The 13,619-nt window shown below is 44.5% G+C and carries 11 protein-coding genes, 1 tRNA gene, 1 other RNA gene, 2 pseudogenes and 1 other annotated feature; of the genes and pseudogenes, 10 read left to right on the top strand and 5 right to left on the bottom strand.

Annotated features, from left to right (window positions below):
- Positions 1-105 precede the first annotated feature (105 nt).
- From guaB to IRB79_RS01325, 6 genes are all read left to right on the top strand, one after another.
- Positions 106-1,569 carry an IMP dehydrogenase gene (gene guaB / locus IRB79_RS01300; RefSeq protein ID WP_243506429.1) on the top strand — a complete coding sequence of 488 codons (1,464 nt, stop codon included), beginning with the start codon at positions 106-108 and terminating at the stop codon, positions 1,567-1,569.
- A 333-nt stretch (positions 1,570-1,902) separates the two neighbouring features.
- The gene (locus IRB79_RS01305) at positions 1,903-3,207 is read left to right on the top strand and encodes a D-alanyl-D-alanine carboxypeptidase family protein (RefSeq protein WP_243509136.1); all 1,305 of its coding nucleotides are present in this window, start codon (positions 1,903-1,905) and stop codon (positions 3,205-3,207) included.
- Between the two features lie 161 nt (positions 3,208-3,368).
- Positions 3,369-4,250: a pyridoxal 5'-phosphate synthase lyase subunit PdxS gene (gene pdxS, locus IRB79_RS01310; RefSeq protein ID WP_053433282.1), complete on the top strand. Its 882-nt coding sequence runs from the start codon at positions 3,369-3,371 to the stop codon at positions 4,248-4,250.
- Positions 4,251-4,262: 12 nt separating this feature from the next.
- Entirely contained in the window at positions 4,263-4,850 is a 588-nt protein-coding gene (gene pdxT / locus IRB79_RS01315; RefSeq protein ID WP_243506432.1) for a pyridoxal 5'-phosphate synthase glutaminase subunit PdxT, read from the top strand.
- 61 nt (positions 4,851-4,911) lie between these two features.
- Positions 4,912-5,137 (top strand) — a binding site (T-box leader).
- A gap of 52 nt (positions 5,138-5,189) precedes the next feature.
- Positions 5,190-6,467, top strand: a complete 1,278-nt coding sequence (serS, locus tag IRB79_RS01320; RefSeq protein WP_243506434.1) for a serine--tRNA ligase — start codon at positions 5,190-5,192, stop codon at positions 6,465-6,467.
- A gap of 88 nt (positions 6,468-6,555) precedes the next feature.
- Positions 6,556-6,648, top strand: a tRNA-Ser gene (locus IRB79_RS01325).
- Positions 6,649-6,991: 343 nt separating this feature from the next.
- Here the strand turns inward: IRB79_RS01325 and IRB79_RS01330 are convergent.
- From IRB79_RS01330 to IRB79_RS01350, 5 genes and pseudogenes are all read right to left on the bottom strand, one after another.
- A complete protein-coding gene (locus tag IRB79_RS01330; RefSeq protein WP_035333477.1) occupies positions 6,992-7,660 on the bottom strand; it encodes a deoxynucleoside kinase in 669 nt (222 codons plus the stop codon).
- A complete protein-coding gene (locus IRB79_RS01335) occupies positions 7,657-8,298 on the bottom strand; it encodes a deoxynucleoside kinase (protein ID WP_243506435.1) in 642 nt (213 codons plus the stop codon). The genes IRB79_RS01330 and IRB79_RS01335 overlap by 4 nt, the downstream gene beginning before the upstream one ends.
- A gap of 192 nt (positions 8,299-8,490) precedes the next feature.
- A pseudogene (locus IRB79_RS01340) lies at positions 8,491-9,099 on the bottom strand (glycosyl hydrolase family 18 protein); the annotation flags it as partial.
- 13 nt (positions 9,100-9,112) lie between these two features.
- Positions 9,113-9,778: pseudogene (locus IRB79_RS01345) on the bottom strand (LysM peptidoglycan-binding domain-containing protein); the annotation flags it as partial.
- Between the two features lie 46 nt (positions 9,779-9,824).
- Positions 9,825-10,400: a cysteine hydrolase family protein gene (locus IRB79_RS01350; RefSeq protein ID WP_243506437.1), complete on the bottom strand. Its 576-nt coding sequence runs from the start codon at positions 10,398-10,400 to the stop codon at positions 9,825-9,827.
- Positions 10,401-10,479: 79 nt separating this feature from the next.
- Between IRB79_RS01350 and tadA the strand changes: the two genes are divergently transcribed.
- The 4 genes from tadA to IRB79_RS01370 all read left to right on the top strand — a co-directional run bounded on the left by tadA (position 10,480) and on the right by IRB79_RS01370 (position 13,537).
- Positions 10,480-11,013 (top strand): tRNA adenosine(34) deaminase TadA, encoded by a 534-nt coding sequence (tadA, locus tag IRB79_RS01355; protein ID WP_243509139.1) that lies wholly within the window; start codon positions 10,480-10,482, stop codon positions 11,011-11,013.
- 79 nt (positions 11,014-11,092) lie between these two features.
- Positions 11,093-11,357, top strand: an RNA gene (gene ffs / locus IRB79_RS01360) — signal recognition particle sRNA large type.
- Between the two features lie 136 nt (positions 11,358-11,493).
- Positions 11,494-13,191 (top strand): DNA polymerase III subunit gamma/tau, encoded by a 1,698-nt coding sequence (dnaX, locus tag IRB79_RS01365; RefSeq protein WP_243506438.1) that lies wholly within the window; start codon positions 11,494-11,496, stop codon positions 13,189-13,191.
- A 22-nt stretch (positions 13,192-13,213) separates the two neighbouring features.
- Complete coding sequence (locus IRB79_RS01370) at positions 13,214-13,537, top strand: YbaB/EbfC family nucleoid-associated protein (protein WP_053433273.1); 324 nt, start codon at positions 13,214-13,216, stop codon at positions 13,535-13,537.
- Positions 13,538-13,619 lie beyond the last annotated feature (82 nt).

Raw genomic sequence — 13,619 nt, forward strand, 5'->3', positions numbered from 1 at the left:
CCTCCGAATCTTTTGAAAAATCCAACATATTAATCCGTCCTTGACAGTATTTTGTCCAATTGATAACCTACTAATAATATTTTCGAGTCCAGGAGGTCAAAAAAGATGTGGGAAACTAAGTTTGCAAAAGAAGGTTTAACTTTTGATGATGTTTTACTGGTTCCATCTAAATCAGAGGTGCTTCCTCGAGATGTCAGCCTCAAAGTAAATTTGACTGAAAAGATTGCACTCAACATTCCAGTAATCAGTGCCGGAATGGATACGGTAACTGAAGCTGAAATGGCGATCGCTATGGCGCGCCAGGGCGGTTTGGGAATTATCCATAAAAACATGTCCATTGAACAGCAGGCTGATCAGGTGGATAAAGTAAAGCGTTCAGAAAGCGGCGTTATTACTGACCCATTCTTCTTAACTCCAGAACAGCAGGTATTTGACGCAGAGCATTTAATGGGCAAGTACCGGATTTCCGGTGTGCCAATCGTCAATAATACTGAGGAACAGAAGCTTGTTGGCATTTTGACTAACCGTGACCTCCGATTCATTCAGGACTATTCGATAAAAATTTCCGATGTGATGACAAAAGAAAATCTTGTAACAGCTCCAGTTGGAACTACATTGGATGAAGCTGAAAAAATTCTGCAGCAGCATAAAATTGAAAAATTGCCGCTAGTGGATGATGAAGGTGTTTTAAAAGGTTTAATTACCATTAAAGATATTGAAAAAGTAATTGAGTTTCCTAACTCGGCAAAAGATGAGCGCGGACGCCTGCTGGCAGGTGCAGCGGTCGGCGTAACCGGCGACACGATGAAGCGTGTTGAAATGCTTGTTAAATCACATGTGGACGTCATCGTTGTGGATACAGCACACGGGCATTCAAAAGGCGTGCTTGATACCGTACGCGAAATCAGGAACACTTATCCGGATCTCGCCATTATTGCCGGAAACGTTGCAACAGCCGAAGCGACAAAGGATTTGATTGAAGCGGGTGCTGATATCGTAAAAGTGGGAATCGGACCTGGCTCCATTTGTACAACACGCGTTGTCGCAGGCGTAGGTGTACCGCAGATCACAGCTGTATATGATTGTGCAACTGAAGCACGCAAGCATGGCAAATCAATCATTGCTGATGGTGGAATTAAATATTCAGGCGATATCGTGAAAGCATTGGCAGCAGGCGGACATGCCGTTATGCTTGGAAGCCTTCTAGCCGGTGTTTCTGAAAGCCCTGGCGAAACGGAAATTTTCCAGGGGCGCCGCTTCAAGGTATACAGAGGAATGGGTTCTGTTGCAGCCATGGAAAAAGGTTCTAAAGACCGTTACTTCCAGGAAGATAATAAAAAGTTTGTTCCAGAGGGAATCGAAGGGCGCATTGCTTATAAAGGGCCTTTAGCTGATACCATTTATCAGCTTGTCGGCGGTATCCGTTCAGGAATGGGCTATTGCGGAACAAAAGACCTTCACGAGCTTCGTGAAAATGCTCAATTCATCAAAATGACTGGCGCGGGACTAAGAGAAAGCCATCCGCATGATGTGCAGATCACAAAAGAGGCGCCAAACTACTCACTATAACGAATACAAAGCAGGAGAGGGAAACCTTTTCTGCTTTTTTTTCGTCTCTGATAAGGATGATGGCTGTTTTTAGCATCCTGCAGTGGAAATCATCAGCCAGTTTAACAGAGTCATCATTTATCCTAAAATACCCGGGAATCAAACCTAGGAAAATACTAATGCATACCAGTGGGCCAAACATGCCACCAGAGAGGCAGGAATAGGTAATTACTCTATCTATTCTTTGCATCGGAGTTATGATAAAATAACAAAAGTGTATTAAAACGTTGGAGGGCAGTAAAATTGAAGAAAACATTGTACCGTAAGTCTATCGCTGGATTCCTTGCCTTGGTCATGATATTAGGTCTTTTACCTGGTATAAATAAAGCTCATGCAGAAGATATCTTAAATATCAATGCAGATGCTGCTATTTTAGTAGATGCAGAGACCGGAAAAATTTTATATCAAAAAAATGCGGATAAAGTACTGGGCATTGCCAGTATGACTAAAATGATGACAGAATACCTGCTTCTTGAAGCAGTTGAAGAAGGTAAAGTGAAGTGGGAACAGGAATATGCAGTAAGTGAATATGTTTGGAAAGTTTCACAGGATCGCAATCTATCAAATGTCCCATTAAGAAGAGACGGCAAATACAATATCCGTGAATTGTATGAAGCAATGGCTATCTACTCTGCAAATGGTGCAACGATCGCGATTGCAGAAACAATTGCCGGTTCAGAAACTAACTTTGTTAAAATGATGAACGAGAAAGCTGCAGAGCTTGGATTAAAAGAATATAAGTTTGTGAATTCCAGCGGTTTAAACAACCGTGACTTAAAGGGATCTCCTCCTGCAGGCGGCCCTGAAGATGAAAACGTGATGTCAGCAAGAGATACAGCCATGCTGGCCAAAGAATTGATTAACCGATTCCCTGAAGTATTGGAAACAGCAAGTACCCCTAGAAAGACGTTCAGAGAGGGTACAGATGATGAAATTAAAATGGAAAACTGGAACTGGATGCTTCCGGAGCTAGTATATGGCTATGAAGGTGCTGATGGCCTTAAAACGGGTACTACTGACTTTGCCGGGTACTGCTTCACAGGTACTGCCATGAGAGACGGCAACCGCTACATCAGTGTTGTCATGAACGCGAAAGGTGCGAATGGCCAGGCTACTTATAAATCCAGATTCGATGAAACTAAGAAAATGTTCGACTTTGGTTTCAGCAACTTCACAAAAGAAGAAATCGTTCCTGCCAATTATCAGGTGAAAGGCCAGAAAACAGTGCCTGTTATAAAAGGGAAAGAAGACAAAGTCAAAATTTCTTCTAAAGAGGCAATCGAAATGGTAGTGAGAAATGGGGAAAAGGAAAACTTTAAGCCCGTTCTTGTTCTGGATAAAAAGAAATTAAATGAAAATGGCGAATTGACCGCTCCTATTAAAAAAGGAGAAAAAATCGGCTACTTAACGATTGAGTCCAAAGAAGACGGCAAGCTTGAGTTCTTGTCCGATAAAGGAAAAGGCAATATCCAAGTGGATGTTGTAGCCGCTGAAAGTGTTGAAAAAGCCAACTGGTTCGTGCTGACTATGCGCAGCATCGGCGGTTTCTTCGGAGATGTTTGGGGAAGTGTTTCCTCCACTGTAAAAGGTTGGTTTTAAGAAAAAGGGCTTTCCTGTCTTGACAGGAGCCCTTTTTCATTGCATATTTTCAATAGGGAAAATTCCGAGTAAAATAATTTATTTTCCTTTTTTTGAAAAATTATTTTTATCATAATATTTAACCCATCCAAAGCAGATGGTATTTACGAAGGGGGATAAACATGAAGACAGGTACAGATCGTGTTAAACGGGGAATGGCAGAAATGCAAAAAGGCGGCGTTATTATGGACGTTGTTAACGCCGAGCAGGCAAAAATCGCAGAAGAAGCTGGTGCAGTAGCAGTTATGGCACTTGAGCGCGTTCCTTCTGATATCCGTGCAGCTGGCGGTGTGGCACGCATGGCAGATCCGCGTATTGTGGAAGAAGTAATGGGTGCAGTTTCAATCCCGGTAATGGCAAAAGCTCGTATCGGCCATATTGTAGAAGCTCGTTTGCTTGAAGCGATGGGTGCCGATTACATAGATGAGAGTGAAGTTTTAACTCCTGCTGATGAAGAATACCATCTAAATAAAAGAGACTACACAGTGCCGTTCGTCTGCGGATGCCGTGATTTAGGCGAAGCAGCACGCCGTATTGGCGAAGGTGCTTCCATGCTTCGAACAAAGGGTGAGCCTGGAACAGGTAACATCGTTGAAGCTGTCCGCCATATCCGCAAGGTGAATGCACAGGTGCGCAAGGTTGTCGGCATGAACGAAGATGAATTAATGACGGAAGCTAAGCTTCTGGGAGCGCCATATGAGCTTCTTTTGGAGATCAAGAGCCTTGGACGCCTTCCAGTGGTAAACTTCGCAGCAGGCGGCGTTGCAACACCTGCAGATGCAGCTCTAATGATGGAGCTAGGTGCTGACGGAGTGTTTGTAGGATCAGGTATCTTCAAATCTGAAAACCCTGCGAAATTTGCACGTGCCATTGTGGAAGCAACTACACATTACCAGGACTACAAATTAATTGCTGAACTTTCAAAAGAACTTGGCACACCGATGAAGGGAATTGAAATTTCTTCATTGGCTCCTGAAGCTCGTATGCAGGAGCGCGGCTGGTAAGGAGAATTGAATATGATAAAGGTTGGAGTATTAGGGCTGCAGGGCGCGGTCAGAGAGCATGTTCTTTCTGTAGAAGCATGCGGCGCAGTAGCTGTAGTCATCAAACGCAAAGAGCAGCTCGATGAGGTGGACGGGCTTATCTTGCCGGGCGGCGAAAGCACGACCATGAGACGCTTGATTGATAAATATGATTTTATGGACAGCCTTAAGGAGTTTGCGCAATCAGGAAAGCCGATGTTCGGGACATGTGCAGGATTAATTCTCCTTGCAAGTAATATCATTGGCTATGATGAGCCGCATATCGGTGTGATGGATGTCCATGTGGAAAGAAATTCATTCGGACGCCAGCGCGAAAGCTTCGAGGCGGATCTTGATATTGCCGGAGTGGCAGAAGATTTTGCGGCTGTATTCATTCGGGCACCGCATATTGTGGAGGCTGGCGAGAATGTTGAAATCCTGGCCAAGCACAACGGCCGGATTGTGGCTGCGCGCGAAGGCAGATTCCTCGGATGCTCATTCCATCCGGAACTAACGGATGACCATCGCCTGACAGGCTATTTCGTTGAAATGGTCAAAGATTCCAAGCAATTAACAATTTGAATATTTTGGTTGCAAAAGGAACATAATTGTAGTACATTATGAATTACAAAATTCTTATAGCTAAAAAGCAATGAGAGGAACTAGTAACAGGAACTTTGTTCTAAAAGAGAGCCGGTGGATGGTGGGAACCGGTGAATAAACCCTGTGAATCCATCCTCGAGCAAAGCATGGAACACCCGGTACTGTCCGGGAAAAGTAAATGCTTTCGGTTAAAACCGTTATGGATTTAAGGTGGAAAGCTCAGGCTTTCAACTAGGGTGGCAACGCGGGTAACTCTCGTCCCTTTTTTGGGGACGGGAGTTTTTTGTGTTTCAAACTATTTTTTAGGAGGTACTAAAAATGCTGGACATTAAGTTTTTAAGAGCCAATTTTGAAGAAGTGAAAAACAAGCTTCAGCATCGTGGCGAAGATTTAACGGATCTTGAAAAATTCGAAGATCTGGATGTAAAAAGACGTGAACTGATTGTACAGGCAGAACAGCTGAAGAGCAAAAGAAATGAAGTATCCCAGCAGGTGGCTGCCTTAAAGCGCGAAAAGCAGGATGCAGACCATTTAATCGCTGAAATGAGAGAAGTTGGCGATGATATTAAAGCATTGGATGAGGAGCTCCGCACGGTCGAGGAAGAATTGGACCAATTGCTGCTGAGCATCCCGAACATTCCGCATGAAAGCGTGCCTGTCGGCGAAACAGAAGACGATAATGTGGAAATCCGCAAATGGGGAGAAGTCCGTGAATTTGATTTCGAGCCAAAGCCGCACTGGGATGTAGCGACAGATCTTGATCTGCTTGATTTCGAACGCGCCAGTAAAGTAACAGGCAGCCGCTTTGTATTCTACAAAGGCCTTGGTGCCCGCCTTGAGCGTGCCTTATTCAACTTCATGCTTGATTTGCACACAGACGAGCATGGCTATAAGGAAGTTCTTCCTCCGTACATGGTCAACCGTGCAAGCATGACAGGTACAGGGCAGCTTCCGAAATTCGAGGAAGATGCCTTCCTAATTGAAAGCGAAGATTATTTCCTGATTCCAACCGCTGAGGTGCCTGTTACCAATATGCACAGGGAAGAGATTCTGAGTGCAGACGAGCTTCCGATTAACTATGCGGCATTCAGTGCATGCTTCCGTTCTGAAGCGGGTTCTGCCGGCCGTGACACTCGCGGGCTGATCCGCCAGCACCAGTTTAACAAAGTCGAGCTTGTGAAATTTGTTAAGCCAGAAGAGTCTTATAATGAACTTGAAAAGCTGACTGGCCATGCGGAAAAAGTCCTTCAGATGCTTGGCCTGCCATACCGTGTGATGAGCATGTGTACGGGCGACCTTGGATTCACAGCTGCGAAGAAATACGATATCGAAGTTTGGATCCCAAGCTATAATACGTACAGAGAAATTTCTTCTTGCAGTAACTTTGAAGGATTCCAGGCTAGACGAGCAAATATCCGCTTCCGCCGCGAGGCAAAAGGCAAGCCGGAGCATGTGCACACACTGAATGGATCTGGCCTTGCGATCGGCCGCACGGTGGCAGCTATTCTGGAAAATTACCAGCAGGTTGACGGAAGTGTCATCATTCCGGAAGTATTGCGTCCATATATGGGCAATCGCGAAGTAATTAAGCCTTAATTGAAGAGCGGATTTTGATCCGCTCTTTTTTTGTAAAAATAATGTTGACATACTTATTTAGAAATGATATAGTATTTCTTGTCGATGCGGAGGAATACCCAAGTCCGGCTGAAGGGATCGGTCTTGAAAACCGACAGGCGGGTCAAACCGCGCAGGGGTTCGAATCCCCTTTCCTCCTCCATTTTAATTGGCATCTAACACGCGCATAAATATTGGAGATACATAAAACCGCTGGTGATCAGCGGTTTTTTTGTTATATAATTTTTTCGCTATGTGTGGAGTGTTAAGTTAATCCTCCGCGAAGTGGCCGATAAATTGAAAAAGTGACCGATAAATTAGTGCTTTGACCGATATCCTGTGAAAGTGACCGATAAAAAGAGAATCTGACCGATATATGTGTGGAAGTGGCCGATAATACTATTTTTTGAAGGACCGCGGGGAGAATTTCGTCAGCGATCCTCATTTCTGCTGAGTATTCGGAGCCATTAATTAAAAGAACAGCAAAAAACCGCCGAAAATGGCGGTTATTTTTTTAATAATTGAGTTTGTCTTAAAAAATATGAAATGCGTTCCACAATCGGCTCAATGGACTGCTCATTCTGAATGATGTCATAGTCATTGATATTCAGGCGCAGGACCGGGCATGCGTTAAAGCTGTTAATCCAATTTTCGTAGCGCTGGTGCATTTCTTCCCAGTAGGAAATAGGCGTCTGCTGCTCCATCGGACGGCCGCGCTCCTGGATGCGGGAAAGAATGTCATCAAGCGATCCTTCAAGATAAATAAGCAGATCAGGGTGCGGGAAGTATGGTGTCATCACCATCGCATCAAATAAGCTGGTGTAAGTTTCGTAATCTACCTTGGACATGGTGCCTTTTTCATAATGCATTTTCGCAAAAATGCCTGTGTCTTCATAAATGGATCGATCCTGAACAAAGCCGCCGCCATATTCGAAGATGCGTTTCTGATCCTTGAACCGTTCCGCCAGGAAATATACCTGCAGGTGGAAGCTCCAGCGGTTGAAATCTGCATAGAATTTATCCAGGTAAGGGTTCGTATCAACCTTTTCGAAAGAGGTTCGGAACCCCAGTGCGTCCGCAAGCGCATTGGTCATCGTTGATTTTCCGACTCCGACGGTTCCGGCAATCGTTATCACTGCGTTCGAAGGAATCTCGTATTTCTGCCTTAGATTCATAAGTGTATGCTCCTCTTTTTTAATGATATCGACAATGTATCGAATATATGCATTAAGTCTGCTTCGTTTTTCACAAAATCCAGCTGATCTCCATTGAAACGGATCACTGGAATATCCGGATGCTGCCTTTCGAACTCATTCATAGCCGTTTCATAATCAAGGGATAATTGCTCGAGATATAATGGACTGATATTCTTTTCAATTTCACGGCCCCGCAGCTCGATTCGGTCGAGCAGTGTTTCGAGGCTTGCATTGAGATAGATAATGACATTTGGCTTTGGCATATCACCCGTCAGAATGTCATAGATCTTCAAATACTTCTGATATTCATTCTGATTTAATGTGCGCTGGGCGAAAATCAGATTCTTGAATATATGATAATCAGCCACAACAGGCTTATTTTGAGCTAAGTAGTGATTGTTGATATCAACCAGCTGTTTGTAGCGGTTGCAGAGGAAAAACATTTCAGTCTGAAAGCTCCATTCTTCAATGTTTTCATAGAATTTACCCAAAAAAGGATTTTCATCAACAATTTCTTTTAACAGTGCGTACTGAAATTTCTCAGAAATCGCTTTAGCGAGAGATGTTTTCCCAACGCCAATCGGCCCTTCTACTGTAATAAAAGGTATTCCCCCCATATTGATCGTCCTCCTGCATTGCTTATTTATCTATAGAAACCGTTTATAGGTACGTTCCAAAACGACACAAAGCTTATTTTAACACAGTATAGAGTGGAAGGGATATGGAATTTAAGCTGGAAATATGAAAATAAGCATATAAAATCTGAATAATAAAAAAACAGCTGCCTGGACGCGGCAGCTGCTGATAGATCACGCTCTTTTTGTAACATCGAAGTTTTCCGTAATCAGGAGCCAATTTTGCGGGAAAGAAAGGCCGAGTTTCCAGTAGCTCATTCCCCGCAGCTTCAGTTCTTTGATTAAATCGAATTTTGCCTGGATGGAGCGGGCATCCTCAAACCAGACCTCATGTCTTTTCCCGTCTGGTGCAGTGTAGTTGAAAAATGGAGCCTGTGCCTGGTAATCCAAAACCTGCACTACTGGACCATCGGAAACAGCCATTGCCGGGCCTCCGCTGTAGCCCCATTCATAGGTCATGATTACCACAAAATCAACAATCTCCCCATGGGCTTTATAATCATGGGCCTCATACCAGAGGCCTTGCTGTTCTGCGCTTGTTTTCGGCGCCAAGGCTGTAGAAATCAGCCAGCCTTCCTGCCCGAACCTTGCCTTCGCTTTTCTGAGAAAATTGTTATAGGCTTCCCGGTCAGCCGGGCGCAGAAACTCGAAGTCAAAATGAATATCCCTGAAGCCATATTTTTTTGCTGTGGCTGTAATGTTATCCAGGAATTTATTCTGAATCGCCATATCATTTAACAATATCCTGCCGAGTTCATCACTGAACTGATCATTTTCCTGATTGGGCTTCCCGGTCAGCCGGGCGCAGAAACTCGAAGTCAAAATGAATATCCCTGAAGCCATATTTTTTTGCTGTGGCTGTAATGTTATCCAGGAATTTATTCTGAATCGCCATATCATTTAACAATATCCTGCCGAGTTCATCACTGAACTGATCATTTTCCTGATTGGTAATAACCATCATCAATACATTATTATTGGCTCTCGCTATGGCAGGGAAATCATTTAGAAGCGGCTCCTTCAAAGAACCATCACGAAGGGCCTGGAAACTGAATGGCGCCAGATATGTCAGATAAGGCGCAGCCTCTCTTGCGCTCTCCTCCAGTTCAGGGGCGACTGTATTGCCTCTTGGCTCCACATAGGCATTGAACTCTGCTTTCGTTTTCGGGCGTGGCGGGATATAAAGACGGAAACCCACCTGCAGAGGCTGGCTTACCGATATGCCATTGACAGATGCCAGCTGCTGATAAGAAATGCCGAATCTTCTTGAAATCGAGTAAAGGCTGTCACCGGGCTGAACCCAATAAAAGCTTCCTATTATCGGAATAACAAGCGTCTGGCCGATCACCAGATTATTTGGATTGGGAATTTCATTTGCCTCTATTAGATCTTCAACCGTCGTTCCATATGCCTGGGCAATGCCGAACAAGGACTGGTTTTGCTGGACCACATGAATCTGCAATCTATCTCCCTCCCTGAAAAACACGTCTTAGAACACTACTGCCATTTTATGAAGGAAACATAGAAGAAATGTTATAATTGTTTTCAGAGAAAGAAGATATATTGGCCTTTAATACGTTTTCCGCCATTTTTAAAGCATTTTCATTATCGTGATCATCATTAGAAGCGGTGCAGTCATGCGGTATATGTAAATGATATTCTCTCATATAGGCATCATTGGCCGAAAATAGGACACAGATATTGCCGGCGATTCCAGTTATGACAAGCATATTGACGCCCAGCTGGTGCAAAAGGGTATTTAAGGCAGTGCCATAAAAAGCGGAATGCTTTGGTTTTATTAAAAAATAATCATCCGGTGACAGGTGCATCTCAAGAAGGATAGGCGCACTGACAGGATTGCGGCAATGATTTAAAATCGTATCCAGATCAGCCTGCCAGAGATTATAATGATCATTCACATAAATGACCGGGAGATCCTGCTCATGAAAAGCAGTCTTTAATTCATTGATGGGTTTTGCGATATTTAATGCTTTTTCAGCAAGGATCTTTCCATGGTGAAAATTAAAGTCGTTAATCATGTCAATAATGATAAGAGCCGGTTTATAGGTTTGCGGATTTTTCATAGTATCGCTCCTTTAAGGGTATTTTTTGTAAAAGGGGCGGCTTTTACACAGATGTTAAGAGAAGGAATGAAGATAATTGATGCAAGCATCATTCACTGAAGATGAACTGTATATGCGGGAGGCCATTAAAGAAGCAAAGCTGGCGGAAGGTCTGGAAGAAGTTCCGATTGGCGCAGTCATTGTCCTGGATGGGAAAATCATTGCCCGGGCACATAATCTGAGAGAAGTGAATCAGACTGCGATTGCGCATGCGGAATTGCTTGCCATTGATCAGGCATGCAAAAAACTAGGAACCTGGCGGCTGGAGAATGCCATTCTATATGTTACCTTAGAGCCTTGTCCGATGTGTTCGGGATCCATTATCCTATCGCGCATCAAAAAGGTGGTGTATGGGGCTAAGGATCCAAAGGGCGGCTGTGCCGGAACGCTTATGAACCTATTGCAGGATGAGCGGTTCAATCATCAGAGTGAAGTTGTGCCAGGGGTGCTGGAAGAAGAATGCGGCGAGATGCTTTCGAGCTTTTTCCGGGACTTGCGAAAGCGCAAGAAAGAAGAGAAAAAAAGAAGGCAATTGCTGCAGATGGAACAGGATACAGGAATTGACAATGGTTAGGCATTGCTTTTTTGCCTGAATGTTAGTATACTTATAAATGCGTCGGACAAAGACGCAACTAAATATGGTATCAACTTTGCCGTGCTAGGCGGGGAGGTAGCGGTGCCCTGTACTCGCAATCCGCTCTAGCGAGGCTGAATCCCTTCCCGAGGCTGATGTCCTGTAGGGCCTGCCTTAAGTAAGTGGTGTTGACGCCCGGGTCCTGCGCAATGGGAATCCATGAATCATGTCAGGTCCGGAAGGAAGCAGCATTAAGTGGAAGCTCCCATGTGCCGCAGGGTTGCCTGGGCCGAGCTAACTGCTTAAGTAACGCCTATGGGCGTCAGTCGACGGAAGGTGCACGGCAGTTTATATTGTAATTAAAACTCATCCTTTAGCGGGGTGGGTTTTTTGTTGTAATTATTTGCTCTAGGTTTTGTAAAAAGGAATTTAGATACGTTATAATAGATGAAGGACTATACATAGGAAGGGGGCGTGTCAGTGAGTTATCAAGCTTTATATCGTGTTTGGCGTCCGCAGCAGTTTATCGATGTTGTCGGGCAGGAACATGTGACAAAGACTTTGCAAAACGCCCTGCTTCAGGAGAAGATATCACACGCCTATTTGTTTTCCGGCCCCCGTGGAACAGGTAAAACAAGTGCAGCAAAAATTCTTGCAAAGGCTGTTAACTGTGAGAAGGCACCTGTCACTGAACCGTGCAATGAGTGTGCAGCCTGCAGAGGCATTACAGACGGTTCGATCCCTGATGTCATTGAAATTGATGCTGCATCGAATAATGGTGTAGAAGAAATCAGGGATATCAGGGACAAAGTGAAATATGCCCCGAACGCTGTAAAGTATAAGGTTTACATCGTCGATGAGGTGCATATGCTTTCCATCGGAGCTTTCAATGCCCTGTTAAAGACGCTTGAAGAGCCGCCTAAGCATGTCATTTTTATTTTAGCCACAACGGAGCCTCATAAAATTCCGCTAACGATTATTTCCCGATGCCAGCGATTTGATTTTAAACGGATTACGGCTCAGGCGATAACAGGGAGAATGAAGCTGATTGCGGATGAAACAGATGCAGCATATGAGGACCAGGCACTGCAGATCATCGCGAGAGCTGCAGAAGGCGGTATGCGTGATGCTCTTAGCTTGCTTGATCAGGCAATTTCCTTCAGCCAGGATCGCGTTACAGTTGAAGATGCCCTGTCTGTGACAGGTGCTGTGTCGCAAGGGTTTCTAAATAAACTGGCAAGAGCGGTTAAAGAAAGGGATGCCGCAGCCGGGCTGGAATTTCTGGAAGAGCTTCTTTTTCAGGGGAAAGATCCATCCCGCTTTATAGAAGACTTTATCCTGTATTACCGGGATATGCTTTTATATAAAGCAGCTCCAAGGCTGGAGGAATCATTGGAAAGAGTCATGCTAGATGAGGACTTCCAGCAGCTTGCCCAGGAAGTGGAGCCGGAAGAGCTCTATGAACTGATTGGGGTGCTGAACAAAGCCCAGCAGGAAATGCGATGGACCAACCATCCGAGAATTTTCCTGGAAGTGGCGATTGTGAAGCTGTGCCAGCTTGAACAGAATGAGAAATCAGGACAGTCTGCAGACATCAAGCCGCTGATGCAAAAAATCGAACAGCTTCAGCATGAGCTGGCGGAATTAAAGAAAAACGGCATAGCGGTGAAAGAGGATGGAGCTCCTGCTGTACAGAAAAAGCCGCAGAGAAGTTCACGCAAAGGATTCCAGGCACCAGTTGGAAAAGTGAATGAAGTACTGAAGCAGGCAACGAAAAACGACCTGGTGGCTGTTAAAAGCCGCTGGGGCGAAATGCTGAACCTGCTTGTTCAAAACCAGATGCGCTCTCAGGCGGCGCTTCTTAATGAAGCAGAACCTGTTGCCGCATCCGAAACAGCTCTTATCGTAAAGTTCAAATATGAAATCCACTGTCAGATGGCCATGGATAATGCGAAATTCCTGGATACACTGGCGAATGTCCTATTTGAGCTATTAGGAAAAAAATTGCAGCTGGTCGGCATTCCGGATGAACAATGGCAAAGTGTCAGGGAGGATTTCCTGCGCAGCCAGCGTGACGGAGATGAGTCTGGCGAGGGCTTCGGCAGAACTGAGGAAGAGCCCCATGTGGCTGAAGCGGTCAAGTTATTTGGCGCTGAACTAATTGAAATTAAAGAATAGAAAATAGCTGGAGGTATGTAAAATGCGCGGTGGAATGGGAAATATGCAAAATATGATGAAGCAAATGCAGAAAATGCAAAAGAAGATGGCACAGGCACAGGAAGAGCTTGGCGAAAAAAGAATTGAAGGAACAGCTGGCGGCGGAATGGTGACTGTCATTGTATCCGGACATAAACAAGTATTAGAAGTAAATATTAAAGAAGAAGTTGTTGATCCGGAAGATATTGAAATGCTTCAGGACCTTGTTCTGGCGGCAACTAACGATGCGCTGAAAAAAGCGGATGACTTAACAAACGACACAATGGGCCAATTTACTAAAGGAATGAACCTGCCGGGAATGTTTTAATCAAACGTCCTGAAAGAGTGCTTTCTTGCATGTTTTATCTATAATAGAGATATGCACGAAAGAACGGACAGGCTGAGCGCCA

It is taken from the genome of Cytobacillus oceanisediminis, assembly GCF_022811925.1.
In the GTDB taxonomy this organism is placed as follows: domain Bacteria; phylum Bacillota; class Bacilli; order Bacillales; family Cytobacillaceae; genus Cytobacillus; species Cytobacillus oceanisediminis_D.